Below are 25,855 nucleotides of genomic sequence, written 5' to 3' on the forward strand. Positions count from 1 at the left end.
GACTTTGGAATTATTATGTTACCTTCTCCACTTCGCCCTTTGACTCTGTTCGTCGTCGATCTCGTTGAAGTTCATGCCGTGGCCGATTTCTGATTCACGGTTACTATCTTGAGAGCCACCTGCGTTAGCAAGCGGATTGTTGGTGCTGGTGGTTCTCTGAGAACGATGACGGGCTTGCGTGGTGGGGATGGTTGCACCATCGACATCAACAGTCTTCCCTTGTGAGGTTAGGTAATTCCGACGGAGTTGCTCGCACACAGAATCTTTGAGCGTGATAGTCTCGCCGTTCCATGAAATGTTACCTTGATGGATACGAGTACCAAACTGGCGATAGAGAATGCGGTTGATGTCGGCGGTCGTGAGATTGGGATTGTCAGCTAGAAGCACATCGATTGTTTGCTCTATCTTGGCAAAGCGGGTGGGTGCATCTTCAAACTGCAGCAACTCGCGGATGCTGATAAACTCACCGCCCTTGAAGACGGCCTTGTTTTTGTGGTCAACGATGGCATAGCCGTATGGACTGTCTTTCTGACCGAAGAACACCAGGCTGATGCCGAACTTCTTCTTCATCGCAGCTGCCAACTCTTCTTTGTTGGCTGACAAATCGCGATACTTCTTGAGGATAGTCTTCAACTGACGGCGACGCTGGTCATTAGGACGGTTGTCCTTTAGGGCATGCTGCATGATGAGCTGAGTCTGGATGGTACCCAACTCATCTCCATTTCTATAGATGTGAACGACAGCCTTGTCATCATCGTCCTTGCAGTCGAAGCCTTGACTTTCGAGGATAGCACAGAACTGAGACTTGGAGGTATACCTGTAGCCAAGAGCATCAGTGGCAATCTTCTGAATATCAGGACTCTGCTGTTGACCCGTATACTCTGCCATGATCCGCTCGGTAATCGTTCTGCTGCGTCGCTTCTCATGATTATGGTTGATCTTGTGACCATCCGGAGCAATGCGACTTGTAATAATATGTATATGGTTGTTGTCCGTGTCATGATGGGCATAAACCAATAGTGGCTGTCCTTCGTCTGCATAGCCCATCTCCTTCAGATAACGATGGGCAATGTCCAACAGCTGATCATGGGTATATTCGTGTCCCTTGCAGCTGATGGCCACATGAAACTGCCCGTTGACGATGTTCTCGTTCCTGGCAGTATACTCAATGAGATAATTCCTCAAGTTAGCGGCATTGTAATCCTGAGGAAGAAGCGAATCAAAGTTCTTCACCTCGATCAGTTCGGCAAGCCCCTCGCTGACCTTCTTTTCGTTATAGGCTACGGCATGAAAATCTGCGCTGCTATGTAGGATTGTGATAATCATATGATAATCAAAGTTTCAATAGGTGTTGGCGAAGCTGTTCAAGGTCGGACCGCATCTCACGAATCAACTGAAGGGTTTCTCCAACCCTTGGTTCTAGAATCTGGCGGATATAGTCAGACGACAACTGTCCTCTGATGGCCAGTTCGTTGGCACGATGTTGTGCCTGGTTGAGATTACTGCCAATCCATCCCAAACGCTGGTCAAAACGAACATAGAAGTTTTTCACCTCAGTTATCGACTCAAGTTTTCGCTTGGTGGCCTTGTCATCAAACAGTCTGACGGCATCACGGACCATGCCGGCCATCGTATGGTATCGCTCTGACTTCTTCCTGAACATCTCATATTCTTCCGGAGTCAGTCTGACCTTCCGTTCAATGGACCGTTTCTGTTTTTCCCTATGGTCTTGTTTCTGTTTCATCTTTCAAGTGATAAAATGGCGAGTTGCGAGCTATTTTCCCCAGCTTTGCTGGCAAGTGAACCCAAGGAGAGCTCTTTTCGGCCCGAGCCGGAAAGAGGGCCCGCAGGGTACAACTTGCTATTCCTAACAGACTGCCGTAATAGGCCGATTTTCGACCGATTATCGATATGTGGCTGCATAGGCTGTAATTTGGGTTGATTTTCGCATCTGGCTTAGTTGATAGTTATGATTTTCGATAAAATCCTCAGATAGTGAGATTTTCGACGGAGCCGCATAATGCGGAACAAAAAAGGCTAATGCTACATTGGATCCTAAGATAGAATGGATCCCAGGATACAATGTAGCTTTAATTCCTTCATCGGTCGTCACTGTTTATCGCTACAGATAGCCGGCTTTGATGACTGCAGATCGAAATTGAAGAAGACACCGTTCTTGCTGTAGTCATGCGTGAAGATGTTGTGGCAAGGCAGGTCCCACTCATGGATGTGCAGTAGGTCGAACTCTGAAATACCATCCATACTACCGTCGCCGAGTCGCCAGCCATTGGTGATGCCACCTTCGCAACGGATGAAGAGATTGTTGTCCTTTGAGGATATCTTGAGGTCACGGCAATGAACCGGATACTTCTTCGTGGTGATGCTAACTATTTTTAGTATATTTGCATATAATTACAGTATCAAGAGTTTACAAACATAGTCATTCACCCTCAAATAGAATTCATCATGGGACTCTTCTGCATCCTCGTTCTCATCACACTCGTAATCTCGGTGATTGTAGGAATCATGAAAGTGATTGGTTTCCTCATCATGTCGATTCTTGTCAGCCTGGGCTTCTTCATCCACTGGCTGCTGGGTAAGATCAAGAAGTTGCTTTTTCGCCCAATGCGTAATACCGTATAAAATTGTGAGAAAGTAATTGATCATGATCCTTTTTCTGCAAAGGTACGAAAAATCCCGCCTGTTTCATACAGACGGGATTAAACTTTATGACTTGTTCCCTTCCGGATGTGCTCCTTGGCGATGCAGCTCTTCATGTACTCGATGAAGCTGAGCCCCTGGTCATAGCCGTTGAAGGTACTTGTAGTTTGGTGAAGGATCTTCTTCATCGTTTTCTTCTCATAATGCTTGTTGAAGTTCTCAGCTGTGATCTCCTCACCGAGAGCACGCATGGCTGTTAGGATGAGTTCATACTCCCGAACTTTGTCCTGAACGACAACACTCTGGGCTACCGTCTCCCAGTTGGCTGGAGTTCCCTCACCGACAACGATGTACTTGCGTGAGTTGTGGCGGAAATAGATGACTATCTCCACTTTTCCCTTACCAGTCTTGGCGCAACGTTTCTTTCTGTCAAAGACAATCGTCACATTTTTCTTTTTCTCTTCCATTTGCTTTAAGAATGTTTAACACGAAGAAATGGAATCATACTCGAAAAATGCTCGTTTCAGCCTTTTTGGGTGGAAAAAGTGGGAAACCAAGTTGGCAGTGGAAAACCAAATTGGGAAACCACGATGTCCTATTTTGTCCAAAATAGCCCATTTTTGTCCTATTTTTCCAAGTCTCCGCGTGGGTTAACTATTTACCACAAACCCCTAAGACTGGCTTGGAAAAGCCGGAATAAACAACGTAAGTCCTTGATTATAAGACATAATTAAAGGGTGCTCGTTGGAGTACCCTTCTCATCGTCTTTTGGACGTCAAAACCTTAAAGTGACTCGCATGGGGTTCGAACCCATGACCCCAACATTAAAAGTGTTGTGCTCTACCAACTGAGCTAGCGAGTCTTGCCTTTTACGGCTGCTTTATTGTAAAATCGACTGCAAAGGTACGGATTATTTTTGATTCCACCAAATTTATTGCTCACTTTTTTGTTCCACGGTGGCTTTTTCATCCTCTGTGGTGGGCTTTGCTGCCGTCACGGCGGCCGGGCGTTGTTGCTCCTTCGTGACATAGCGTTGCCAGTAGGCCATGATGAGCGTCGTCAGGGGGAGGGCGACGATGAGGCCGATGAAGCCGAGGATGGCGCCCCAGACGGAGAGACTCAGCAGGAGGATGGCGGGGTTCAGGCCCATGGCCTTGCCCATGACCTTCGGCGTGACGACCATGTCGGTGATGATCTGTACGATGATGAAGACGAGTACGGCACTGCCGAAGATGATCCAGAAATTCTCTCCCGTGTCAGCGGCTTTCAGCATGGCCAGGAAGGCCGTGGGGATGAGGGCGAAGGTATGGAGGTATGGCACGAGGTCGAGGATACCGATGAGGATGCCCAAACCGATGGCCATCGGGAAGTCGATGATGGTGAATCCGACGCAGAACATAATGCCGAGGATGAGGGCCACCATGCCCTGTCCGCGGATGTAGTTGTTCAGCTCTTTCTCTACATCCTGTGCCAGCTCATGCCAGAAGGGCCGGTTCTTCTTCGGGAAGATGCGGATCCAGTTGGTCGTGAGGTACTCATAGTCCATGAGGATGAAGAACATATATAATAAGGTGATGAGTGAGGTGACGATGCTGATCACGACACTCGCCGTCTGTCCGAGGACGGCGAAGACCTTCGGCATGGCCGTCTTCAGGGCATCGCTGAAGTCCTTACTCTTCAGAAAATGCTCGATCTGCCATTGGTTTGCCGATATCCAGTTCTTCACCACTGCGGTGATATTATTCGTGTGGGTAGTATGATGCAGCCATCGTGTCAGCACGTCCTGGAATCGTCCGGCCTGGTCGATCATCGGTGGTACGATGAGGTAGAAGATGCCGCCGATGATGGCGATGACGAAGATGAGGGTGATGATGATCGACAGCGCCCGTACGTGGACATGGAGCTTGTTCTCCACGAACTTGACGATGGGGTAGAGAAGGTAAGCCAGAAACCAGGCGATGAAGAAGGGCAGCAGGACACTGCTCAGATATCTTACAATGAAGAATACGGCACCCACGAGGAGGGCGATGCCCACCCACCGTACGAGTTTATCCAATGTGATTTTCTGTTCCATCTTGATTCTTCTCTTTATGTTTATTCTCTTTGAGTACTTCCTGATAGCATTTGCGGCACAGCGGCTCATACTCCTGTTGCTCGCCGAGGAGCACGCGGGTCTTGTCGCTAACGAGGCGGTGGCTGACATAGGCCTGGGCACCGCAGCGCACGCAGATAGCATGGACCTTCGTCACCTCGTCGGCAACGGCGAGGAGGGCGGGGATCGGTCCGAAGGGCTGTCCCTTATAGTCCATGTCGAGGCCGGCGATGATGACACGCACGCCCTCGTTGGCCAGACGGTTGCAGACACTCACGAGACCCTTGTCGAGGAACTGTGCCTCGTCGATGCCTACGACGTCGAGGTCGGCGCATTTCTCAAGGATCTCACGGCTCGTCTCCACGGTGACGGAGGGAATGGAGCGGTGGTCATGGCTGACGACATCCTCCTTGGAATAGCGCGTGTCGATGGCCGGCTTGAAGATGCCGGTTTCCTGTTTGGCGAATTTGGCACGCCGCAACCGGCGGATCAGTTCCTCGGTCTTTCCCGAGAACATCGATCCGCAAATGACTTCTATTCTGCCGAACTGACGGCGTTCACCCATCCATTTTTCAATCATATCGACTGCAAAAGTAGGAAAACGTTTTAAAATTTGCAAAGAAAAAGCCGATTATTTTGCAATACACAAATAATTGACTACATTTGTACCACAAATGGGTATACTATATATTGTCCCCACACCAGTTGGGAATATGGAAGATATGACGCTGCGCGCCATCCGCGTCCTCAAGGAGGCCGATGTCGTGCTGGCAGAGGACACGCGTACGACGAGTGTTCTCTTTCATCATTTTGACATTCATACGCCGCTGATGGCCCATCATAAATATAATGAGCACGGTACGACGGCGGGCGTCATCGAACGGCTGCGGAGTGGTGCCACCATCGCCCTCGTCAGTGATGCCGGCACGCCGGGGATCAGTGATCCCGGGTTCTTCCTGGCCCGTGAGGCGGCAAGGGAGGGCATCTGCGTACAGACGCTGCCGGGGGCTACGGCCTGTATCCCGGCCCTGGTGTCGAGTGGGCTACCCTGTGACCGTTTCTGTTTCGAGGGTTTCCTGCCGCAGAAGAAAGGGCGGCAGAGCCGGTTGGAAGAGCTCCGGGAGGAGACGCGCACGATGGTGTTCTACGAGAGTCCCTATCGGGTGGTGAAACTTCTGGAACAGCTCGCTGCCGTCTTCGGTGCTGACCGCCAGGCCTCCTGCTGCCGTGAGATCTCGAAGATTCATGAGGAGAGTGCGCGCGGCTCCTTGCAGGAGTTGATTGCCCATTTCACGGAGACGGCGCCGCGCGGCGAGTTCGTTGTCGTCGTTGCCGGTAAGGACCCGAAACTCGTGAAGGAGGAACAGAAAGAGGAGAAACGAAACAAACGAGATAAAGACAAATAATCGTTCATAAGAACCAATAAAAAATCCGAATAAGATGAAAAGACTGATTTTGATAGCAACGCTGGGAGTACTGATCCTCACCGGCTGCAAGGATGAGAAGAAGACGGCGCCGAATCTTGTCACGATAGAGAAGACGGACTCGCTGAATAATCTCCTGTCGCAGAAGGACAGTGAAATCAATGAGATGTTGGGTACGCTCAATGAGATCCAGGATGGTTTCCAGCAGATCAATGATGCTGAGGGACGTGTGGAACTCGCGAAGTCGGGTGAGGGCGTCAGCCAGAAGCAGCAGTTGCGTGAGAATATTTCCTTCATTGCCAAGAAGATGAAGCAGAACAAGGCGCTCATCGCCAAGTTGAAGCAGCAGATGCAGGATGGATCCATCAAGAGTGAGGCATTGAAGAAAACCATTAACAGCCTCGTCAAGCAGTTGGCTGAGAAGGATCAGCAGTTGCAGCAGTTGCGTGTGGAGCTCGACGCGAAGGATATCCATATTTCCGAACTCGACGAGACGATCAACAACCTCAATACGAATGTCAGTAACCTCACTGCGGAGAGTGCAGCGAAGAGTCAGGCCATCAGTGCCCAGGATAAGCAGTTGAACACCGCCTGGTTCGTCTTCGGCACGAAGAAGGAGCTCAAGGAACAGCATATCCTCGAAGGCCGCAGGGTGCTGCAGTCGAGTTTCAACAAGGACTACTTCACGAAGATTGATATCCGAGTGGATAAGGTCATCAAGCTCTATTCCCGCAGTGCCACGATCCTGACGTCCCATCCCGCCGGCAGTTATACCCTTGAGCGTGATGCCAACAAACAGTATGTGCTGAAGATCACGAATCCACAGATCTTCTGGTCTACAAGCAAATACCTCGTGGTGTTGGTGAAATAGGGGGTAGGGACATGATAAATCATGTCCCTACAATATGTTTTTGTTTTCTCCGAGAGTGACGACATCACAGTCGGTAAACTTGCTGCCGTCGATGGTGAGGCGGACGAGCGTGCGTTCTTTCTGCCAGCCCATCATGCCCGCGGCACCGGGGTTGATATGCAACAGGCCGAGGGTCTTGTCGTATTTCACTTTCAGGATATGGGAGTGTCCGGCGATGAAGAGCTGTGGTGGGGCGGCATAGAGCATATTGATGACACTGCGGTCGTAACGGCCGGGATAGCCACCGATATGCTTGATCATCACGTCGACATCCTCACATTTAAAGCGCAGAATCTCACGGTAGCGGGCCCGCAGGTCGTAGCCGTCACAGTTGCCGTAGACAGCGCGGAAGAGGGGCGCCATCGCCTCGAACTTGTCGGCTACTTCCATCGTGCCGATATCGCCGGCATGCCATATCTCGTCGCAGTCGCCGAGGTATTTCTCATATTTCGGATCCCAATAGCCATGGGTTTCACTAATAATTCCTATTCGTTTCATCATTTTTTTATATTAATTTCGCGGAACATGATGAATCATGTCCCTACGTTAGAAGAACAGCAGGGTACGGCTGGCTCTGCGTTTCTGTTGGATATCGGCCTCCATCTGACGGATGGCAGTACGGAAGAAGAATAGAACAAGGTACTCATCCGTATTCTCCCTCCTGATTTGTTTCAAAGCACCGATATATTCTTCTCGATCCTCCTTGCGAATGATGATTTCAGGCAGACCGGCGCGGAGCAGGATGAAGTTGCTCAGTAGGCGTCCCGTACGGCCGTTGCCGTCACGGAAAGGATGGAGATATTCATAAAAGCCATGGAAACGGGCGGCAATTACCATGGGATGGACTTTCCCCTCAGTCATGGCATGGGCTGTAGAATCCATTAGCCGCGGAACTTGTGCGATGAGTTTCTTATGTTCTCCGAAGACGGTATCTCCGGCAGCCATATCCACGTTGGTGAACTCCCCAGGCGTGACGTCGGGAGCTTTATATGCCAGAGTATGGAGGGTGACGAGACGGTTGATGTCTTTCAACAGATCAACATCGAAGGGATGATCAAGGTGGGCATGCATCCACTCATATGCGGCGAAATGATCGGCCATTTCCTGACATTCGAGCAAGGACTTGCCTACAGGCTTGTAACCCAGTCCTTGTTCGAAGAGGGAACGCGTGTCGTCAACGCTGAATGTCGAGCCTTCTATGCCACAACTGTGACAAGAGAAGAGAATCTCGTTACGTTCCCGTTCCTGTGCTTTGCCCAAGGGACCGGTAACCTCCTTCTGAAAGGTTGTCACCGTCGCGTCATATTTCTTGATTTCGTTTTCAAACATATGTTGCAAATTTAGTGTTTTTTCCCGAATCGTCCAAACAAAATGACCGAGAAAATGTAGGGACACATGATAAATCATGTCCCTACGGCCTTTTACTTTTTTACTTTTACGAAGTATAGTCCGATGAACGTCAGGAGCCCGTTGAGCATGAGGAGCTCGTAGCCGAAGACATAACCCGTGAGGGCGCGCGTGCCGAAGTCGATGGCGAGACAGAGGAGGGGCGAGGCGATGCAGACGGCGGGCACCCAGCGGTCGTTGACCCGGCGTCTCGTGAACAGGCCGAAGACGAAGAGGCCGAGCAGGGGGCCATAGGTATAGGAGCAGAGGATATAGATGGCATCGATGACACTCGTGCTGTTGAGGATCTTGAAGGCGAGGATGAAGGTGATGAATACCACGGCGATGCCGATGTGTGCCCGTCTCCGCAGTCGTTCATCATCCTCCCTTCCAATGATATCCACGCAGAAGGAGGTCGTCAGGGCCGTCAGTGCCGAATCGGCGGAGGAGAAGGCGGCGGCGACGACACCAATGGTGAAGAGGATGACGACGGTGGTGCCGAGGCGGCCCGACGCCGCGAACATCGGCAGGAGGTCATCACCCATCTCCGGCAGGGAGATCCCCTCTTTGTGGGCGAGCATGATCAGCAGGATGCCCAGGGCGAGGAACAGCAGATTGGCGGGGACGAAGGCGAAGCCGTAGGTGCACATGTCCTTCTGCGCGTCGCGGAGCGTCTTACATGTGAGGTTCTTCTGCATCATATCCTGGTCGAGGCCCGTCATGACGATGGCTACGAAGGCACCACTGAGAAACTGTTTCCAGAAGTTCTGTGTCGACACCCAGTCGTCGAAGACAAAGATGCGGCTGTGGGCATCCCGGGCGATGGCCGTCACGGCATCGCCGACGGAGAGGCCGAGAGCGTTGATGACATTGAAGATGATGAGGATCAGTGCCACAAACATGCAGAGGGTCTGGAACGTATCCGTCCATACGAGCGTCTTGATACCGCCCCGACGCGTATAGAGCCAGATCAGTGCCACCATGCCGATGACGGTGACGGGGAAGGGGATACCGAAACTGTCAAGGACGAATTTCTGCAGGATGATACAGACGACATAGAAGCGTACGGCGGCTCCTGTCATCTTCGAGAGGAGAAAGAAGGCGGCGCCGGTCTTATACGACCGTTGTCCGAGACGTTCACGGAGATAGGCGTAGATTGTTGTCAGTCGCAGCCGGTAGTATACGGGCAGGAGAATAAAGGCGATGGCGAAATAGCCGATGATGAATCCCAGGCACATCTGCAGATAGGTCATGTCGGTCTTCATCACCATACCGGGGACGGAGACGAAGGTGATGCCGGAGATGGAGGCGCCGACCATGCCGAAGGCAACCATATACCATGGTGACCGTCGGTTGCCGCGGTAGAACGTGTCGTTGTCGGAGTGGCGTGTCGTGATGCGGCCGATGACGAGCAGGGCCAGGAAGTAAATGAGAACGGTGATCAGGATAATCATGTCTTTCGTATTCTAAAATATGAATGCAAAAGTAGAACATTTTATCCGATCATGCAAAAAAAATGAGGGATTTTGTCGGGACATGATTTATCATGTTCCGACAAATAGCAATCATTGAAAGACAGACTAACAGAAAAACATATACTGCGCAGTGTATGTAAGATCTGTTACTCTGTCTTTTAGAATAGCGGATCATGATGAATCATGTCCCTACATCGGATCATGATAAATCATGTCCCTACTGCAGTTCGAGCACATGGCTCGTGCCCTCATTGGCGGTGAGGATGTTCAGACCGACCTTCATGAGGAAGTCACCGGTGTACTGCTGACCGTCGCAGTCGAGCGTGGAGGCCTTACCGGGCATGAGGTTGATCTCCTTGACGGTATACGTCTTGTTGGGATCGAGGCCTTGGAGGCGTACGTTCAACAGCGGCTCCTGGAAACGTGGATGGAGGTCATAGGCGAAGACGACGGCTTTCTGTTTGTCCTGAGAGACATAGTTGACAGCCATGTGGTTGCCCTCATAGGGAGAGATGAGGCGATACTGCTCACCGTTGAGGATGACATCCTGCAGACGGCGCCAGTTGGCTACGGCTCCCTGGGTGTATTTGTAGTCATCGGGTGACATCGTCTTGAGGTCGATATCGAAGCCGAGCTTGCACATTGAGGCAACATCGGTACGGAACTTCACGCTGGTGTTCTTATTCCAGTTGGTCACGTGGGCAGCGAGAGCCTTCACGGGGAAGAACTTCGACATGGACCACTGGATATAGAGGCGCTCGTAAGGATCGGTGTCATCACTCGGCCACAGCTCACCGAAATATTTCAGTGCGGCATAGTCGCAACGTGCGCCACCACCGGAGCAGAGCATCATCTCCAGTTTCGGGTATTTATTATGGATGCGGTCGAGGACCTTATAGAGCCCACGGACGTAATCGATATACAGATTGCCCTGCTTCTCCTTCTCATAGGGAGAGAAGATGTTCGTGATCGGAGAGTTGCAGTCCCACTTGAAGTAAGTGATATTCGGGTTCTGTGTCATCAGCTTGTCAACGATGGAGAACACATAGTTCTGTACCTCGGGGTTGGAGAGGTCGAGGACGAGCTGGTTGCGATAGTAATATGTCTTGCGGTTCGGCTGTTCGATGACCCAGTCATGATGCTTCTCATAGAGCTCACTCTTCGGGTTCACCATCTCCGGCTCAATCCACAGACCGAACTTCACGCCGGCGTTCTGCGCGGCCTTTACGAGGGCGGGGATGCCACCGGGGAGTTTCGTGTGTGTCGGCTCCCAGTCGCCGAGACCGGCATGGTCGTTCTTACGGGGATACTTGTTGCCGAACCATCCGTCGTCGAGGAGGAACATCTCCACGCCGAGGTCCTTGGCATCCTTCATCAGCTGGGCCAGAGACTCCTGGTTGAAGTCGAAGCCGGTGTTCTCCCAGTTGTTGAGGAGCGTCATGCGAGTACCCTCACCATTCCACAGCTGATATTTGCGGGCCCAGTCGTGGAGGTTACGGGAGGCCTGCGACGTACCGTTGTTGCTCATCGTGAAGACAAACTCGGGTGTCTTGAAGGTCTCGCCGGCCTTGAGGATATAGTCGGAGGCATAGGGGTTGATGCCCGGGATGACACGGAGGCAGTTGACATTGTCAACCTCGAAGGTACAGCTGAAGTTACCCGTCCAGTTGACGGTGCCGAGCATCACCGTTCCCTCGTTCTCACGGGCGGGTCCGTCGATGCCGAGCTCGAAGAACGGCTCACTCTGTTCGGCGGCGCGTGTGCCGAGCTTCGTGTCGATGATCTTCTTGCCGAACTGGAGCTGCTGGGTCGCGGGCTGTCCCTCACGTGCCCAGTCGCTGTGGTAGTTGGTCAGATAATACTTGCTGGCGTTGAGATAGAAGATGCCACTGGCATAGCGCCACAGCGTGACGGGCTTTTTCTCGTTGTGCTTGATCTCACTCCAGGTCTTGATAACATTCTCTTTCTGATAGGCGACATAGTGGAGCGTCACCTCGTCGGCATACTGGTCGTCGGCAAGCCGGATGATCGTCTCCGTACCGCCATTGACGGCTTTCTGCTGAACACTCTTATAATAGAGGTAAGTGGTGAGGTTGCCGTCGGCATGAGTGATGGCGAGGGCGGGCTCGAAGCTGTCCTCGGTGCCGGAGCAGGCGTAGGCCTCATGGCCGCGCTCGCCGTAGCTGCCGTCGGAGCCCGGTTTCACCTTCCAGTCGAACTTACTGAAGTCGGCGGAAGAGGAGAGTTTCTCTCCAAAGTACACTTGGTAGAGGCGGTTGGCCGGAGAGGTCTGGAGAATCAGGTCGATGTCGTTGGTGCTGATACGGATGGTTTTCTTCTCAGCAGCCTGCAGTCCAAAGCAGAGCATCAGTGCGGCAATGAAGGTTAAGATCTTTTTCATCGTTCAAAATGTTTATGAGGGTTTGTTAGAATCTGAGAGAAGCGGAGAACTCCACGGTGAAGGGACGGAGGTAGCTGCCGCTCATGATATATCCGGCATATTTCTTCGCGTCATCCTTCGTGACGAGCTCAGTACCGTTGATGGTTCCCTTGGCACCGCTGACATTGAAGATGTTGACGACGTCAGCGCCGAGGGAGAGGTGCTTGTTGACCTGCCAGTTGATACCGCCGAAGGTCTCCCAATGGCCATTGAAATAGAAGGCTTCCTGAAGGTTGGCGTAGGTCTTGCCGAAGTAGCGGAAGCTCGTCCACAGACGGACATCCTTCGTGATGTTATAGCTCGGGTCAAGCTCGATGAGGACCTGCGGGATCTCCTTGACGATCATCTTGTCGGCATTGACACTCATCGTGTTGCCGTTGTTAAAGGTCACGCTGGCGTTGTAGTTGCTGTACTGCGGTTTCTGCCAGGTAAAGAGGGCATGGAGATGGAAGCCCTTGAAGGGGTCGATCTCTGCCGATGTCGTCCAGCCGAGGGTGTGGATGTTATAGATCAGCAGGACGGTCTTCGACTCAGAGGTGCCGGGGTTCGTGAGGTTCTGCTGGTCAATGTTGTTCGACTTAGAGATATAGGTGATCATGGAGGTGAGGTCGATCCAGTTGTTCTTGAAGTAGACACCGCCACGGATCAGAGGGATCGTCACACGCTTATACTGCTCTTCCGTAGGACCGGTACCGGCATAGTCGCTGATTCTCGGGAAGCGGGTAGCCACGGTAGCGTCAGCGAGGAAGCCGAACTGGCGTGTCAGCGCGTAGGAGCCCTGGATAGTAGCGGCATAGTTGAGCTTGTTCTTTGTCACGTTGGCCGGGGTGATGACGTCACCGGCAGCATTCGTGCCACCGATATAGAAGCCGTTATAACGGGAGGCGCTGATCTGGTCGGCCGACATGCGATAGTATTCGAGACGGGCACCATAAAGCAACTTGAACTTCGGCGTCACCTGCCAGGTATCGGTGAGGTAGACAGCGAGCTTGTTCTCCGATCCTTTCGTATATTCCGGACTGAGCTCATTGAAGTCGTAGGTCTGTGAGCGCTTCGTCAGTCCCGTGAAGGGATTGTAGTAGTTTCCGTAGAGGATCGTGGGATACTCGTTGACAGAGGCATACCACTGGAAAGAGGAAGAATGGTAGTTGAGGTGATAATACCACTCGTTGAGTCCGAGGCGGAGGTTATGATTGCCGAGCTGCTTGTTGAGCTCTGTGGTGAGCATGAAGCTGCGGACCTTTCCGAAGTGGAGCCATGTACGGCGTCCCTCGACATAACCGGAGTAGGGCAGTGTGCCGGCCTCGTCGGTCGTCAGCATATAGTTGCCGAGGTTACCATCGGTGATTTGTGAGATCGTGGAGCCACCGAAGTCAACGTAGTTGGCGCGCGGGGCATCCATATATTTGGCGTTGAGGGTCCATTTCAGACCGTTGCTGAAGGTGTTCTCGAAGAGGAAGGCGAGCTCATTGGCGTGGTTGTCCATAGCCTGCTGGAAATCCCAGCTCTTGGCCTTGCCGTCCATGACATCATAATAGGTGAGATGGCCGCCATTGGGGACATAGGAGTAACGGCCGAGCTTGAAGCCCTGGAACTCACTCACGGAGCCGTCACCGTTATAAATGAACGGGCCCTGGTTGTTGAAGTTGCCGGGATTCTTACTGTAACTGTATTTATAAAGGAGGGTGGCACGTCCGCGGCCCTCGTTGAAGACACGGGTGATGCCTGCGTGGAAGATTTGGGTGCGATCGGCGAAGTCGGTATAGCGTTGTTTCTGTGTGCCAGGGTCGTAGTTCTGATACATGCTGGCGGTCCAGAACCAGTTCTTGGCCAGACGGCCGGAGAGGTTGAGGTCGAAGGTGTTCAGTCCAAAGTGGTTGCCGTGCCAGTTGACGACGCCTTGAAATTTCTTGTCACTGATACCAAGCTGACTCTCGGCGTTGACGGCATAGGCGATATTACCCGTGGCGATGGCAGACTCGGAAGGTGTCATGAGCATCGTGCCTTTCAGACTGGCATCGTTACGCCAGTGGGCAGAGAGCTTATGAACACTGGAAGAATAGACGGCGGGGAGGCCATTCTCGTAGACGTTGACATCCTCAGAGGGGAGACCGATCTGAATCTCACGCGGCTTATAGGAGTCAGCGGCATTGAGCATGACATTTCGGTTGTCACCGCTTTTCGACGTAGCGACGGTGTCCTTGACCTGAGTCTGTGCAGCGGCTCCCATCGGAGTAGCGAGGATAGCACTGTACAAAAGAAATTTGTAATAACTCATTTTAATATAGGTTTTGGTTTTATTGAAATTTATTATTGTTTCAGCGAAGGGATGCGTGCGGATCATGATGAATCATGTCCCTACGTTGGTTTTCGGTGCAAAGTTACGCATTGTTTTCGCTCATGAGAAGAATAAGTATGACCTTGGTAGACGATTAGAAAAGGATGATTTTTGCAACTTTCTGATTTTCTGATAGAAATAAAATAAAAATAGTCTGCCCAAAGTAGATGTTTTTGAATTATTTTTCTTAAATTTGCAGCAATAAAAATCTATCATTATGCGCTATCTGCTCTCCCTCTTCATCGGTTTTATCTTCTTTGCCCTACCTTGTTCAGCGGCCGAGGATACGAAGGCTCTCTTCCATCGGTTGGACTCCTGTATTGAACTGCGCCCGGTATTTATGGCCAGGAAGGAACAGAGACTCCGGGAGGTGAAACGGCAGTTGGATCGTGCTCGTGGGGAGCAGCGGCTGGCAGTACTTGAAAAGTTGTATTGGGAGTATTATACCTATCGTTTTGACTCCGCCATGAGTTATGCCCGTCAGGAGGAAGCCCTTGCCCGGCGGCTTGGCAATGAGCGGGAGTTGTATCAAGCACAGCGGCATATCGCCATGCTCTTTGTTATCGGCGGCTACTACAGTGAGGCGGAGAAGATGCTTTTCTCTATTCCGTTGGATAAAGATGACAAGCAGGCTTGTTATGAGCAGAATATCACGGCATACTGGTTGTATCAGTATTGGAGTGCCTACTGTGGTGACCAGCTTTTCTCCCCACAATATGAACGGAAGAAGATGGTATACCTCAAGGCGGCGTTGGTAGATTATCCCCAAAAGGGAAATGCTCATTATCAATATCTGAAGGGAGAGTATGCTTTCTATACCAAACAGCCGTTATCGTTATCGTCAGCTTATTATCTGATGGCAGTCCGCATGTCACCCATCAACACGCGTACCTATGCTTCCGCCGCTTATGGCGTAGCCCGTAACTTTCTTCTGGAAGGGAAAACGAAGGATTATGTCGACTGGCTCATCCGCTCTGCCATCTCCGATCAGGTTAACCCGCTGAAGGAGAATCTGGCCTTGCAGGAACTGGCGATGTATCTCTTCAAAAAGGATGAGAACAATGCCGCGAAGTCGACGAAATATATTTACTGTTCCATGGAGGATGCCCAGTTCTATAATGACCGTCTGCGTATGCTGGAGATCTCCCAGCGTCTGCCGGCCATCGTACAGGTCTATCAGCAGCAGATCAATGCCAAGCGCCATGCTGTGACAATTCTGAGTTTGGCCATTGCCCTCATCGCTGTCGTGCTGGTCTTCGGTATCCGTTATACCTACAGGCAGAACCGGTTGTTGCACCACCGTGGACGGGAGATCAGTCGGCACAACAAACAACTTGCTGTGCTGAATGACCGGCTGCGGAAGACGGATGAGACGAGAGGAAAATATATGCGGCTGTTCCTTGATCTCTGTGCCGTATATATCACCAAACTCAATAACTATCGCAAACTCGTCACCCGTAAGGTGAAGACGCACCAGACCGATGACCTGCTCCATGACGCACAGTCGGCAAAGATCACGGAACAGGAGGCAGCAACATTCTATTCTCAGTTCGACAGCGCCTTCAAGGAACTCTATCCCTCTTTCGTGGAGGATTTCAACAATTTGCTCTTGCCCGACAAGCAGATCACGTTGACGAAGGAGGGCGCTTTGCCGACAGAGCTTCGCATCTATGCCCTCGTCTGCATCGGTGTCACGGAGAGTGCCGAGATCGCGACGCTTCTCTTCTATTCTCCCCAAACAATCTATAACTACCGCACGTCTGTCCGCAAACGTGCCATCAAGCCCGAGACGTTCGAGGATGATGTGAGGAGACTGGGGAAAAAGTAGGGACATGATTCATCATGTTCCTACGAGCGTAGAGTCTTCGCGGCGGCTACCATGTTGGTGAGGGCGGCCTTCGTTTCGGGCCAGGCGCGCGTCTTCAGGCCACAGTCTGGGTTCACCCAGAGGCGTTCTTTCGGGATGAGTGTTGCGGCTTTGCGCAGAAGGGCGACCATCTCGCCGACACTCGGCACACGGGCGGAATGGATGTCGTAGACGCCCGGTCCTATCTCATTGGGATACCGGAACTGCCGGAAGACATCGAGGAGTTCCATCTGTGAGCGCGAGCATTCGATGGTGATGACGTCGGCATCCATGCGGGCGATCTGTTCGATGATATCGTTGAACTCAGAATAGCACATATGGGTATGGATCTGTGTCTCGTCCTTCACGCCCGAGGCGGTGAGGCGGAAACAATCGACAGCCCACTGCAGGTAGCCGTCCCACTCGGCATGGCGCAGGGGAAGTCCCTCACGGATAGCGGGCTCGTCGATTTGGATCACGCCGATGCTGGCCCTCTCGAGGTCTACGACCTCGTCACGGATCGCCAATGCGATCTGCCGGCAGGTTTCGGAGAGTGGCTGGTCGTTACGGACGAAGGACCATTCGAGAATCGTTACGGGGCCCGTCAGCATGCCTTTCATCGGCCGCTTCGTCAGACTTTGCGCATAGCGCGACCATTCCACGGTCATTGCCTTCGGACGGGAGACGTCACCATATATAATAGGTGGCTTGACACAGCGGCTGCCATAGCTCTGCACCCAGCCCTTACGGGTGAACGTGAAGCCCTTCAGTTTCTCCCCGAAATATTCCACCATGTCATTGCGCTCAAACTCCCCATGGACGAGGACGTCGATGCCGGCTTCCTCCTGCCATTTCACGCAGCGTTTCGTCTCTTCCTGCAGCAGACGGATATATTCCGCCTTGCTGATTTTTCCTTTTCTGTAGGCGGCGCGCCAGGAGCGTACCTCTTTGGTCTGTGGAAAAGAGCCGATGGTCGTTGTGGGGAAAAGGGGCAGATGGAGGCGGTCATGCTGCAGTTTGCTGCGGTGGGCATAGTCGCTGTGGCGGTTATAATCCTCGGCCTTGATTTGTTGCAGTCGCTCCTTGACCTTCAGATCGTGGATCTCTTCCGATTTCTGTCGTGCGGCGATATCCCGTTTGTTGGCGACGAAGGCTTTCAGGCACGCGTCGGTCTCGATACCCTTACTGATACCTTTCAACAGTTCCACTTCTTCCACTTTCTGTTTGGCGAAAGCCAGGAAGCGCTTGATGCTCTGTGGCAGCACCTGCTCGTCATCCTCCTGCTCGAGATCGTAGGGAACATGGAGCAGTGAACAGCTCGTGGCTACAAAGACGTGCTCATAGCCAAGTTGACAGATGGCCTGATGGGCGAGCTGATGGGAGCTTTCGAGGTCGTTCTTCCAGATATTCCGTCCGTCGATGAGGCCAAGGGAGAGGATCTTATCCTTCGGGAACTTCTTCAGGATATTGATCTGTTCGGGTCCGCGGACGAGATCGATATGAATGGCGTCGACGGGGAGGCTGAGGGCAAGGTCCTCGTTGTCGCCGAGAGCGCCGAAGTATGTTGTGAGAATTAGACGGGGATGGCTGTTGGCGGCGAGGTAGTCGTAGGCTCTGCGGAAGGCCTCACGGGCACGGTTATCAAGATCGGTGACGAGAAATGGTTCGTCAATCTGTACCCACTGGGTGCCGGCCTTCTGCAGTTCAGCGAGCTGACGGGCATAGACGGGGAGGAGGCGGTCGAGGAGATCGAGGCGATGGAAGCCTTCCTCTTTCTCCTTACCAAGGAGGAGGAAACTGACGGGGCCGATGAGCACGGGTTTCGTGATGATGCCGAGGGCCTTGGCCTCGTTGAACTCGTCGACGGCTTTCGTGTCGAAATAGCTGAAGGTCTGGTCGCGTGTGAATTCCGGTACGATATAGTGATAGTTGGTATCGAACCATTTCGTCATCTCCATGGCAATGACATCCTCTCCGTCTTTCTGATAGCCGTGGGCCATGGCGAAATAAAGGTTCAGTTTGTCATCTCTTAGCGCATGGTAGCGGGCGGGGATGGCACCGACGGCGAGCGCTTGGTCGAGGACGGTGTCATAATAGGAGAAGTCATTACTCGGGATGAGGTCGATGCCGGCCTCACGCATGAGGGTCCAGTTCTCTTGTCGCAGCTGGCGGGCTGTGGCGGCGATTTCTTCACGTGTGGTCCGTCCGGCCCAGTAAGCCTCGAGGGCGCGCTTGAGTTCACGGTCCTTTCCGATGCGGGGATAGCCCAGGATGTTGGACAACAGTTCTTTCTTGTTGAGTTTAATCGTCATATCTTTGTTCGTTTTTATTCCTTTCCTTGCGCTTGCAAAGCGCAAGCACCCGACGGCAAGCCATGATGGAGGCGCTGGGTGGATGATTCTGGGTGCAAAGATAGGCCATAGAAATTTATCCTACAACTTTTGGCTTGATTTCAGAAAAATATGCTAAATTTGCAGGATATTAGAATTGTCAATGGAATATTATTCTATGAATTTTAAGATATAACGTATGGAAAATAAGGAAACACTGGATGCTACGGACATTCAGATATTAAGAATTTTGCAACAGAACGCCCGGTTGACGGTAAAGGAACTGGCGGCGATGATCCATCTCTCGCCGACGCCGACGTTTGAGCGGCAGAAACGGTTGGAACGGGAGGGGTATATCCAACGGTATACGGCTATCGTGGATCATCACAAGCTTGGGAACAATGTCATCGTGCTCTGTAATATCCGACTGAAGCAGCATACCCATGACCTCATCCAGCAGTTCATGGATGCCGTACAACATATTGATCAGATCACGGAATGCTATAATACCACGGGCGACTACGACTTCCTCATTAAGGTCTATGCCCGTGACATGCGCGACTATCAGGACTTTATGCTCAACACGCTTGGTAATATCGATTGTGTCGGCAGTCTTCATAGCATCATTGTCATCGGAGAGATCAAGGACTCCCATGTCATACCGGTAGCGAGGCAGAAAGAAGTAAAAAAGTAAAGAATTAAAAAAATAAAATTGCCGTAGGAACATGGTGAATCATGTCCCTACGGCGGAGCTTTGTCTTTCCGCTGTCATCCGTCGTTCCGACGGCGGGCCGCCACAAGGGACGGCCCCTGCAGAGGAGGTGTTGAGATTTATTTCCCTATTCTTTCCAGCACCTGTGTGGCGATGGCCTTCATACCTTTGACGGTGGGGTGGCCGTTCTGCTTGTCGATGTCGTGGAGGGTGATGAGGGGGATGTTGTAATGGTGGCAGATCGTGCGGACACTCTCGTTGATATCCTCTTTCAGTTCCGTATTGAGGATGAAATAGATCTTCGTGTTCGGATAATGTTGTAGGAGGTTGACGAACATCTTTGCCAGGGCCGGACGGAAATAATAGAGGTCGGCGCAGGTCCAGTTGTCGTACTGGTAGTCGCCCATCTTCACATTCGCCCAGTTGTCATTCGTGGCACCGCAGACGAGGATAATGTCGGGGCAGCCGAGACTGCCGAGTTGTGCGGAGCGTGTGACGAAAGAGCGTGGCGTATAGTCGTCATCGTTATAGCCGGTATTGCAGATCGTGGCGCCGGACCAGGAGTTGTTGACGCCGAGCTTGTAGCCGGCGTTCTTGATGACCTGCCACCACCAGGTCTGTTCCACCTCGTGGACATCCGTCTTCTGCGTGTCGAGTTTATTGAAATACCATATCTCATTCTCTTTCGGTATGAAGCCCTCGAACGTGGAGTAGCTGTCGCCGAGGATGGAGACGGTCGGGCGGATCTGAGCCAGAGATGGCAGCAGAATACTGAATAGGAACATTAGAATGGAAATAATTTTCTTCATATGGTACAAATATTTGTAGTAGAATTAGTTAGAATAAATTTTTCTATTCAGGTTTGTGACTAAAGAAGTAAAGGTTATCATAGAACTCATTCATAACTTGTCTCGCATAAGGATTATCATTTCGGGTGATAACAGCAAAATAGTTATCCACTCCCTCTTCGTCTACAATAGAAGATTGATAAATAGAATATTTCCCTTTATCAGCCAATGTCGTGAACCAATAACTGAATAGTCGACTTCTCATGGCCTGTTTCCCATCTCCTGTTTCGCAGATATAAAGCATGGTAACATTATTTACGCGGAAAAATTCATTTACAATAGAAAATATTGTATCTCTGACTTTTTTGTCATTAGGAGAATGCTTTCCATTGGAGTTGACAATAATGAATTGGTAGGATTCTGAGGTAATAAAATGATCCTCATCGAATCCTACAGCAAACTCTGCACCAGACTTAGAGATGAATCTGAAGTAATTAGGGTGGTTGGCCTTTATAACCTTATACGGTGCACAAGCATTGATTCTTGATAGATCCAGCTCTTTCATAAAACAAAAAATGAAGTGGGCTTCTTGCCTGTGCGCTTCTCGCAACTTTCTGATAGTTCTTTTTTCAGCTCTTCGACAACAAGGCGCTTGCGATCGCGAGCTTCTTTAAAACGCTTGAATGCTTCTTCTTTTGTATGATTCGTTGTTTCCATAATTTTCGTTTTTCTTTATGTGGCAAATATACGATAAAATGTTGGAGTAACCAAATTTTACGGCATAAAAAAAACGGCCAAGAGTGTGACCTCTTGTCCGTTTTTTTTAGGATCGCGCCTCACGGTGCAAAACCTAATCATGTGTTATCCTAACTAATGAAACAATCTTTACCTGAACTAAAACCTAAATCTCTGAAACAATCTTAAACCTAAAAACTAAAAACCTAAATCTATTACTACTAACCTAAACAATCTATTAACCTTTTGACACTGCAAAGGTACGCATTGTGTTCGAACACGCAAAATATTTCAGTAAGAAAATGCAGTAATCATGCAATTCCTTGATATAGGTCAAACGAAGAAGGCCGGAAGACGGTAAAACCATCTGTTTTAGGTATTGCACGACTGATTTTTTCCCCTTAACTTTGCAGCCGGAAATCAATAATAAAATATTGCGCTTATGCAGAGACCAGTTATGACTCCCGTCGACTTGAAGGTTCTCATGAACCACATCTACGAATATCAGAAAGGCGTGCGGCAGATGGTCAACCGTCCGTTGAACCGTCTCTCTCCCGAGGAAGACTTCATCCTCGGTGCCATGCTTGGCTACGACATTTGTGCCCAGTGTGAGCGCTACTGTGAGCGGAAAGAGAAACATTTGTGTCCGAAAGCATGAGATCATTCGTTTTAGCATGTTGTTTGTAAGCGTATAGCGGAACATGATCTATCATGTCCCTGTAAATGAATATTTAACTATAAAAGGAATTTAGATATGAAGAAGACTATTGTTATTTACGGCTCCTCTACGGGGACGTGCGAGAGCATCGCAGAGGCCATTGCCAAGAAGCTCGGTGTTGAGGCTATCAATGTCACGGATATGACGGAAGAGACGGTCAAGAGTCATGACAACCTTATTCTCGGTACGAGCACGTGGGGTGCCGGCGATATGCAGGATGACTGGTATGATGGCGTCACCGTCTTGAAGGATGCCGGCCTGCAGGGCAAGACTGTCGCCATCTTCGGTTGTGGTGACAGCGAGAGCTACAGCGACACGTTCTGTGGCGGCATGCATGAGCTCTATGATGCCTGCAAGGAAGCCGGCGCCAACATCATCGGCAGTGTGTCCACGGATGGCTATACTTATGATGACTCTGAGTCGGTCGTCGATGGTAAGTTTGTCGGCTTGGCTCTTGATGATGTCAATGAGGACGACCAGACAGAAGGCCGTATTGATGCTTGGCTCAAAGAGATCACTCCGGCATTGTAATAAAAAGATGGCGCGCCGTCCTGTGCTTGCGCTTCGCAATCGCAAGGCGGTGTGCCATCCTCCCGTATCCGCCCAATCATTGGCGGATTTTTTTCTCATAATATTGTAACATAAATTCCACCTGCTGTTTGCTTTGTAAAAAAATATTATGTAACTTTGCAAACAATATGGAATATATGTCACAACAAGGCTACGATGAACTGGTAGCCGAACTCAACCACATGATCAAGGTCGAGCTGCCGAAGGTCATCGAGGCGGTCGCTGAGGCCCGTGATAAGGGCGATCTCAGCGAGAACTTCGAGTATCATGCCGCCAAGCGCGAACAGGGCCGTCTGCTCGGCCGTATCCGTTTCAAGCAGAACATCCTAGCTCATGCCCGTGTTTTGGATACCTCGCAGCGCCCCGCTGACACCGTGCAGTTGCTCAGTAAGGTCACGCTGACGAATCTCAAGACCAACAAGCAAATGGTCTACACCCTTGCCAGTCCTCACGAGGCCAATCTGCGGGAGGGAAAGATCTCTATCAAGTCGCCTATGGCCCAGGCCCTGCTGAACCATAAGGTTGGCGAGACCGTGGAAGTCCGTGTGCCCGCCGGCCTCCTGAAGTTGCGCATCGAGAAAGTTGAACTATAGAGGCAGGATTTTATCATTTTTCGTACGTAGGGGCATGATTATTTTTTTTTCATCACAAAAAAGAAGGAATAACATTTGCAACTATAAGATAAAAAATATATCTTTGCAAAAAAATATAGGATATGAAAACTATACCTCTAAATCCTGAACAGGACGCCATTGTTGATGCCGTATGGACATTGATAGAGAATATGGATGACAAGATGAAGAAAGCTTTGTTAGACAGACTTTCTCATCTTAACATACCCCATGCAGTAACCATTCATAAAGAAAAACACAAATGGGAAAATATTCCTATATCAAAAGAGGTAATGGATATGACGTTTCCACATAGAAAAAATATCCCAACTCCGTATGACAACACGATTGTAGACGAACTTCAGAAAAAATACTTATGAAAGTTTTTCTCGACACGAATATCATTATTGATTTCTGCAATGCCAGAAAAGATTTCTTTCAAGCTGCAGCCCTAATCTTTGAGTTGGGTAGACAGAAGAAAATAGAAATATTGGCTTCTGCAACAACATTCGTGAACAGTTTCTATATCCTCAGAAAAATCTACGATCCACAAGAACTCTATATGCGAATGAAAGCTATAGCAGATAAGTGCGTTATAACGCCAGTAGATCAAAAAATCATTTAATAATTCTCCGTATGGCACGGCCTCCATGCCGTCCTAATTCCTATTAAACAAAAATATTATGATCAAAATGTATGTTATGCAGACGTGTCCCTACTGTACGTATGTGGAGCGTCAGATTAAAGATAATCCCGAGTTTCAGATCATCGATATCGGTGCCCATGTCCGTAACCTCCACGAGTTCCTTGAACTCCGCGACCATACCGCCGCCTTCGACGAGGCCAAGAAGATTGGAGATATTGGTATTCCTTGTTATGTGCTGGAAGACGGTACGGTGACGCTGTCATCAAAGGATGTCGGTCTCGAGCCGATGCCCGATGATGAGCCGGCGGCTCCCGCCTGCAGCCTCGACGGAAAGGGCTGTTGATATGGAAACGATGAAACATCCGGAGGTGGAGATCCTCCACAGCGCTTTCGTCCAACCGCTCCCGCTGCCCTGTGCTCCCGTGCTGCGCGCCGGCTTCCCGTCGCCCGCGGAGGCCTATGAGGTGGAACCGTTGGATTTCAACAAGGATATGATCCGGCATCCCGACACGACGTTCTATGCCCGTGTCAGCGGTGACTCGATGATCGATGCCGGTATCCATGATGGCGACATCGTTGTCGTCGACCGCTCCCTAGAGGCACAGAACGGCGATATGGTCGTGGCCTTCTACAACCGTGAGTACACCTTGAAATATTATGATGACTCGCATAAGGAGGATGGCTATATCCAACTCGTCCCGGCCAACAAGGCCTATCCCGTCTTCAAGATTACGGCTGATGACGACTTCATGATCTGGGGCGTCGTGCTCTATGCCATCCGTAATTTTCGGAAATAATCATAGTTAGGACGGCCATAAGGGCCGCCCCTACGAAGATAAAATATGAAACAACGATACTGGGCTTTGATAGATGTTGACAATTGTTATGTCAGTTGTGAGCGGGCATTCCGGCCCGATCTCAACGGAAAGGTCTGTGTCGTCTTGTCAAATAACGATGGCTGTGTCGTAGCCCGGAGCAATGAGGCCAAGGCCATGGGCATCAAGGAGGGCACGCCGTTCTTCCAACTGCCTCAGCTCTTCCCCGGCAAGGAAATCTACGCTTTCTCTTCCAATTATGAACTTTATGCCGACATGACGCGCCGGTTGATGAATATTGTGCGCAACAGTGCCCCGGAGTTCCATCGTTACTCCATCGACGAGGGCTTCTGTATCCTCGACGGCATGAGTTCTGACGAGATGAAATCATGGGGTGAAGAGCTCCACAAAAAGATACTGAAAGGTCTTGGCATGCCCGTGAGTATCGGTATCGCCCGTACGAAGACGCTGGCGAAAATGGCCAGTAAGTACGCCAAGCGCTATCCCGGCTATCATCACTGTTGTCTCATCGACAACGAGGAGAAGCGCGAGAAAGCCCTGCGACTCTTTCCCATTGGTGATGTATGGGGTATCGGACGGCGCTGGGAGGAACGGTTGCGGGGAATCCAGGTCGAGACGGCCTGGGACTTTGCGGCCCTGTCGCAGTCCTATGTCCGACTGTCGTTTAATGTCATTGCCGAACGTACGTGGCTGGAACTCAACGACACCGACTGTATCCCTGTTGATGATATGGAGATGGTGACGAAGAAGAGTGTCTGTACCTCCCGGTCTTTTCCCAATATGATAACGTCGAAAGAGGTGCTGCGGCCACATATCGCCAACTATGCCGCCCGTTGTGCCGAAAAGATCCGGCGGCAGCATAGTGTCTCCTCCGTCGTCGGCGTGTTTATCGATACCAACCGCTTCCGCGACGACCTGCCACAGTATGGCATGTTCCGCACCCGTAGTCTCCCCACGCCGAGCAGCAGCACGCAGACACTCATCGAGGCGGCTATGGACTGTCTCGACCGGGCGTTCGTTCAGGGCTACCACTACAAGCGGGCTGGGGTAATCCTTATGGATATCAGTAGTGACCGGAGTATTCAGACGGACCTTATCGATTATCATGCCGAACAATATCAGAAACTCCGGAAACTCGATAAGGTCGTGGATCATCTCAACCAGGTGTATGGCACGGAGACGCTCATCTGTGGCTCCCAGCAGTATCCCTCGAAGGATGCCGACGGCAAGGCTACGCATTTCGCCGACGCTATCCGCCGTGACCGCAAGAGTCCGAACTTCACCACCCGCTGGTCCGATCTGCTGATTGTGAAGTAGGGACATGATGATCATATTCC

The 25,855-nt window shown here is 50.9% G+C and carries 28 protein-coding genes and 1 tRNA gene; 12 read left to right on the forward strand and 17 right to left on the reverse strand.

The annotated features are described in order from the left end of the window. Positions 1-18: 18 nt before the first annotated feature. From G604_RS13830 to G604_RS0107495, 8 genes are all read right to left on the reverse strand, one after another. Complete coding sequence (locus G604_RS13830) at positions 19-1,326, reverse strand: relaxase/mobilization nuclease domain-containing protein (RefSeq protein ID WP_051220280.1); 1,308 nt, start codon at positions 1,324-1,326, stop codon at positions 19-21. 7 nt (positions 1,327-1,333) lie between these two features. Then, positions 1,334-1,744, reverse strand: a complete 411-nt coding sequence (locus tag G604_RS0107465; protein ID WP_028910029.1) for a hypothetical protein — start codon at positions 1,742-1,744, stop codon at positions 1,334-1,336. A 365-nt stretch (positions 1,745-2,109) separates the two neighbouring features. Then, entirely contained in the window at positions 2,110-2,262 is a 153-nt protein-coding gene (locus tag G604_RS15205; protein ID WP_155941883.1) for a hypothetical protein, read from the reverse strand. Between the two features lie 150 nt (positions 2,263-2,412). Beyond that, on the reverse strand, positions 2,413-2,667 hold the full coding sequence (locus G604_RS0107475) for a hypothetical protein (RefSeq protein ID WP_028910030.1): 255 nt from the start codon (positions 2,665-2,667) through the stop codon (positions 2,413-2,415). Between the two features lie 53 nt (positions 2,668-2,720). Beyond that, positions 2,721-3,128, reverse strand: coding sequence for a hypothetical protein (locus G604_RS0107480; protein ID WP_028910031.1), 408 nt, complete (start codon positions 3,126-3,128; stop codon positions 2,721-2,723). 322 nt (positions 3,129-3,450) lie between these two features. Then, positions 3,451-3,523: transfer RNA gene (locus tag G604_RS0107485), tRNA-Lys, on the reverse strand. 69 nt (positions 3,524-3,592) lie between these two features. After that, positions 3,593-4,735, reverse strand: coding sequence for an AI-2E family transporter (locus G604_RS0107490; RefSeq protein WP_028910032.1), 1,143 nt, complete (start codon positions 4,733-4,735; stop codon positions 3,593-3,595). Next, positions 4,710-5,333 carry a thymidine kinase gene (locus G604_RS0107495; RefSeq protein WP_028910033.1) on the reverse strand — a complete coding sequence of 208 codons (624 nt, stop codon included), beginning with the start codon at positions 5,331-5,333 and terminating at the stop codon, positions 4,710-4,712. The genes G604_RS0107490 and G604_RS0107495 overlap by 26 nt, the downstream gene beginning before the upstream one ends. 94 nt (positions 5,334-5,427) lie before the next feature. Here G604_RS0107495 and rsmI point away from each other — a divergent pair, with 94 nt between their 5' ends. Together rsmI and G604_RS0107505 are read left to right on the forward strand one after the other, a co-directional pair. After that, entirely contained in the window at positions 5,428-6,159 is a 732-nt protein-coding gene (gene rsmI, locus G604_RS0107500; RefSeq protein WP_036904910.1) for a 16S rRNA (cytidine(1402)-2'-O)-methyltransferase, read from the forward strand. A gap of 34 nt (positions 6,160-6,193) precedes the next feature. Next, positions 6,194-7,048 (forward strand): hypothetical protein, encoded by an 855-nt coding sequence (locus G604_RS0107505; RefSeq protein WP_028910035.1) that lies wholly within the window; start codon positions 6,194-6,196, stop codon positions 7,046-7,048. A 27-nt stretch (positions 7,049-7,075) separates the two neighbouring features. Here G604_RS0107505 and G604_RS0107510 read toward each other — a convergent pair whose 3' ends face one another. The 5 genes from G604_RS0107510 to G604_RS0107530 all read right to left on the reverse strand — a co-directional run bounded on the left by G604_RS0107510 (position 7,076) and on the right by G604_RS0107530 (position 14,672). Further along, on the reverse strand, positions 7,076-7,585 hold the full coding sequence (locus tag G604_RS0107510; RefSeq protein ID WP_028910036.1) for a metallophosphoesterase family protein: 510 nt from the start codon (positions 7,583-7,585) through the stop codon (positions 7,076-7,078). Between the two features lie 48 nt (positions 7,586-7,633). Beyond that, on the reverse strand, positions 7,634-8,416 hold the full coding sequence (locus G604_RS0107515; RefSeq protein ID WP_028910037.1) for a Fic family protein: 783 nt from the start codon (positions 8,414-8,416) through the stop codon (positions 7,634-7,636). 92 nt (positions 8,417-8,508) lie between these two features. Beyond that, positions 8,509-9,927 (reverse strand): sodium:solute symporter, encoded by a 1,419-nt coding sequence (locus G604_RS0107520; protein WP_028910038.1) that lies wholly within the window; start codon positions 9,925-9,927, stop codon positions 8,509-8,511. Between the two features lie 238 nt (positions 9,928-10,165). After that, complete coding sequence (locus G604_RS0107525; protein ID WP_028910039.1) at positions 10,166-12,349, reverse strand: alpha-galactosidase; 2,184 nt, start codon at positions 12,347-12,349, stop codon at positions 10,166-10,168. 25 nt (positions 12,350-12,374) lie between these two features. Further along, a complete protein-coding gene (locus G604_RS0107530) occupies positions 12,375-14,672 on the reverse strand; it encodes a TonB-dependent receptor (protein ID WP_028910040.1) in 2,298 nt (765 codons plus the stop codon). Positions 14,673-14,943: 271 nt separating this feature from the next. Between G604_RS0107530 and G604_RS0107540 the strand changes: the two genes are divergently transcribed. Next, a complete protein-coding gene (locus G604_RS0107540) occupies positions 14,944-16,554 on the forward strand; it encodes a DUF6377 domain-containing protein (protein WP_051220281.1) in 1,611 nt (536 codons plus the stop codon). 20 nt (positions 16,555-16,574) lie between these two features. On the opposite strand, the gene metE is transcribed toward G604_RS0107540, so the two are convergent. After that, the gene (gene metE / locus G604_RS0107545) at positions 16,575-18,884 is read right to left on the reverse strand and encodes a 5-methyltetrahydropteroyltriglutamate--homocysteine S-methyltransferase (protein WP_196801102.1); all 2,310 of its coding nucleotides are present in this window, start codon (positions 18,882-18,884) and stop codon (positions 16,575-16,577) included. 217 nt (positions 18,885-19,101) lie between these two features. On the opposite strand from metE, the gene G604_RS0107550 reads away from it, so the two are divergent. Continuing rightward, on the forward strand, positions 19,102-19,596 hold the full coding sequence (locus G604_RS0107550; RefSeq protein ID WP_028910043.1) for an Lrp/AsnC family transcriptional regulator: 495 nt from the start codon (positions 19,102-19,104) through the stop codon (positions 19,594-19,596). A 137-nt stretch (positions 19,597-19,733) separates the two neighbouring features. Here the strand turns inward: G604_RS0107550 and G604_RS0107555 are convergent, their stop codons facing one another. Genes G604_RS0107555 through G604_RS15210 form a run of 3 tightly spaced genes read right to left on the reverse strand, consistent with a single transcriptional unit; the run spans position 19,734 to position 21,119 of the window. Next, positions 19,734-20,423, reverse strand: coding sequence for an SGNH/GDSL hydrolase family protein (locus G604_RS0107555; protein ID WP_028910044.1), 690 nt, complete (start codon positions 20,421-20,423; stop codon positions 19,734-19,736). A gap of 43 nt (positions 20,424-20,466) precedes the next feature. Continuing rightward, on the reverse strand, positions 20,467-20,967 hold the full coding sequence (locus G604_RS0107560) for a DUF6169 family protein (protein ID WP_028910045.1): 501 nt from the start codon (positions 20,965-20,967) through the stop codon (positions 20,467-20,469). Continuing rightward, complete coding sequence (locus G604_RS15210) at positions 20,964-21,119, reverse strand: hypothetical protein (RefSeq protein ID WP_155941884.1); 156 nt, start codon at positions 21,117-21,119, stop codon at positions 20,964-20,966. The genes G604_RS0107560 and G604_RS15210 overlap by 4 nt, the downstream gene beginning before the upstream one ends. A gap of 460 nt (positions 21,120-21,579) precedes the next feature. Here G604_RS15210 and G604_RS0107570 point away from each other — a divergent pair, with 460 nt between their 5' ends. From G604_RS0107570 to G604_RS0107610, 8 genes are all read left to right on the forward strand, one after another. Beyond that, positions 21,580-21,795 carry a DUF2023 family protein gene (locus tag G604_RS0107570; RefSeq protein ID WP_028910046.1) on the forward strand — a complete coding sequence of 72 codons (216 nt, stop codon included), beginning with the start codon at positions 21,580-21,582 and terminating at the stop codon, positions 21,793-21,795. A 96-nt stretch (positions 21,796-21,891) separates the two neighbouring features. Further along, a complete protein-coding gene (gene fldA, locus G604_RS0107575) occupies positions 21,892-22,386 on the forward strand; it encodes a flavodoxin FldA (protein ID WP_028910047.1) in 495 nt (164 codons plus the stop codon). 167 nt (positions 22,387-22,553) lie between these two features. Continuing rightward, positions 22,554-23,018 carry a transcription elongation factor GreA gene (greA, locus tag G604_RS0107580; RefSeq protein ID WP_028910048.1) on the forward strand — a complete coding sequence of 155 codons (465 nt, stop codon included), beginning with the start codon at positions 22,554-22,556 and terminating at the stop codon, positions 23,016-23,018. A 122-nt stretch (positions 23,019-23,140) separates the two neighbouring features. Next, positions 23,141-23,416, forward strand: a complete 276-nt coding sequence (locus tag G604_RS0107590; RefSeq protein WP_028910049.1) for a hypothetical protein — start codon at positions 23,141-23,143, stop codon at positions 23,414-23,416. Then, positions 23,413-23,661, forward strand: coding sequence for a PIN domain-containing protein (locus G604_RS15710; RefSeq protein ID WP_036904912.1), 249 nt, complete (start codon positions 23,413-23,415; stop codon positions 23,659-23,661). The genes G604_RS0107590 and G604_RS15710 overlap by 4 nt, the downstream gene beginning before the upstream one ends. A 58-nt stretch (positions 23,662-23,719) precedes the next feature. Continuing rightward, positions 23,720-24,025 carry a glutaredoxin gene (locus tag G604_RS0107600; protein WP_028910050.1) on the forward strand — a complete coding sequence of 102 codons (306 nt, stop codon included), beginning with the start codon at positions 23,720-23,722 and terminating at the stop codon, positions 24,023-24,025. Position 24,026: 1 nt separating this feature from the next. Next, complete coding sequence (locus tag G604_RS0107605; protein WP_036904914.1) at positions 24,027-24,479, forward strand: LexA family protein; 453 nt, start codon at positions 24,027-24,029, stop codon at positions 24,477-24,479. Between the two features lie 45 nt (positions 24,480-24,524). Then, entirely contained in the window at positions 24,525-25,835 is a 1,311-nt protein-coding gene (locus G604_RS0107610; protein ID WP_028910052.1) for a Y-family DNA polymerase, read from the forward strand. The last annotated feature ends 20 nt before the right edge of the window (positions 25,836-25,855 follow it).

This window comes from Prevotella sp. AGR2160, assembly GCF_000424185.1.
Classification (GTDB): Bacteria; Bacteroidota; Bacteroidia; order Bacteroidales; family Bacteroidaceae; genus Prevotella.

What these genes read in the sequence shown, in the direction of transcription:
- G604_RS0107490 (WP_028910032.1), bottom strand. Translation starts at nt 4,735, where the DNA reads ATGGAACAGAAAATCACATTGGATAAACTCGTACGGTGGGTGGGCATC.
- G604_RS0107605 (WP_036904914.1), top strand. Translation starts at nt 24,027, where the DNA reads ATGGAAACGATGAAACATCCGGAGGTGGAGATCCTCCACAGCGCTTTC.
- G604_RS0107520 (WP_028910038.1), bottom strand. Translation starts at nt 9,927, where the DNA reads ATGATTATCCTGATCACCGTTCTCATTTACTTCCTGGCCCTGCTCGTC.
- G604_RS0107465 (WP_028910029.1), bottom strand. Translation starts at nt 1,744, where the DNA reads ATGAAACAGAAACAAGACCATAGGGAAAAACAGAAACGGTCCATTGAA.
- G604_RS0107505 (WP_028910035.1), top strand. Translation starts at nt 6,194, where the DNA reads ATGAAAAGACTGATTTTGATAGCAACGCTGGGAGTACTGATCCTCACC.
- G604_RS0107475 (WP_028910030.1), bottom strand. Translation starts at nt 2,667, where the DNA reads ATGATCAATTACTTTCTCACAATTTTATACGGTATTACGCATTGGGCG.
- G604_RS15210 (WP_155941884.1), bottom strand. Translation starts at nt 21,119, where the DNA reads ATGGAAACAACGAATCATACAAAAGAAGAAGCATTCAAGCGTTTTAAA.
- G604_RS0107590 (WP_028910049.1), top strand. Translation starts at nt 23,141, where the DNA reads ATGAAAACTATACCTCTAAATCCTGAACAGGACGCCATTGTTGATGCC.
- G604_RS0107480 (WP_028910031.1), bottom strand. Translation starts at nt 3,128, where the DNA reads ATGGAAGAGAAAAAGAAAAATGTGACGATTGTCTTTGACAGAAAGAAA.
- G604_RS0107510 (WP_028910036.1), bottom strand. Translation starts at nt 7,585, where the DNA reads ATGAAACGAATAGGAATTATTAGTGAAACCCATGGCTATTGGGATCCG.
- G604_RS0107495 (WP_028910033.1), bottom strand. Translation starts at nt 5,333, where the DNA reads ATGATTGAAAAATGGATGGGTGAACGCCGTCAGTTCGGCAGAATAGAA.
- metE (WP_196801102.1), bottom strand. Translation starts at nt 18,884, where the DNA reads ATGACGATTAAACTCAACAAGAAAGAACTGTTGTCCAACATCCTGGGC.
- G604_RS0107515 (WP_028910037.1), bottom strand. Translation starts at nt 8,416, where the DNA reads ATGTTTGAAAACGAAATCAAGAAATATGACGCGACGGTGACAACCTTT.
- G604_RS0107540 (WP_051220281.1), top strand. Translation starts at nt 14,944, where the DNA reads ATGCGCTATCTGCTCTCCCTCTTCATCGGTTTTATCTTCTTTGCCCTA.
- G604_RS0107600 (WP_028910050.1), top strand. Translation starts at nt 23,720, where the DNA reads ATGATCAAAATGTATGTTATGCAGACGTGTCCCTACTGTACGTATGTG.
- G604_RS13830 (WP_051220280.1), bottom strand. Translation starts at nt 1,326, where the DNA reads ATGATTATCACAATCCTACATAGCAGCGCAGATTTTCATGCCGTAGCC.
- G604_RS0107555 (WP_028910044.1), bottom strand. Translation starts at nt 20,423, where the DNA reads ATGAAGAAAATTATTTCCATTCTAATGTTCCTATTCAGTATTCTGCTG.
- G604_RS0107570 (WP_028910046.1), top strand. Translation starts at nt 21,580, where the DNA reads ATGCAGAGACCAGTTATGACTCCCGTCGACTTGAAGGTTCTCATGAAC.
- G604_RS15205 (WP_155941883.1), bottom strand. Translation starts at nt 2,262, where the DNA reads ATGGATGGTATTTCAGAGTTCGACCTACTGCACATCCATGAGTGGGAC.
- rsmI (WP_036904910.1), top strand. Translation starts at nt 5,428, where the DNA reads ATGGGTATACTATATATTGTCCCCACACCAGTTGGGAATATGGAAGAT.
- greA (WP_028910048.1), top strand. Translation starts at nt 22,554, where the DNA reads ATGGAATATATGTCACAACAAGGCTACGATGAACTGGTAGCCGAACTC.
- G604_RS0107550 (WP_028910043.1), top strand. Translation starts at nt 19,102, where the DNA reads ATGGAAAATAAGGAAACACTGGATGCTACGGACATTCAGATATTAAGA.
- fldA (WP_028910047.1), top strand. Translation starts at nt 21,892, where the DNA reads ATGAAGAAGACTATTGTTATTTACGGCTCCTCTACGGGGACGTGCGAG.
- G604_RS15710 (WP_036904912.1), top strand. Translation starts at nt 23,413, where the DNA reads ATGAAAGTTTTTCTCGACACGAATATCATTATTGATTTCTGCAATGCC.
- G604_RS0107610 (WP_028910052.1), top strand. Translation starts at nt 24,525, where the DNA reads ATGAAACAACGATACTGGGCTTTGATAGATGTTGACAATTGTTATGTC.
- G604_RS0107525 (WP_028910039.1), bottom strand. Translation starts at nt 12,349, where the DNA reads ATGAAAAAGATCTTAACCTTCATTGCCGCACTGATGCTCTGCTTTGGA.
- G604_RS0107560 (WP_028910045.1), bottom strand. Translation starts at nt 20,967, where the DNA reads ATGAAAGAGCTGGATCTATCAAGAATCAATGCTTGTGCACCGTATAAG.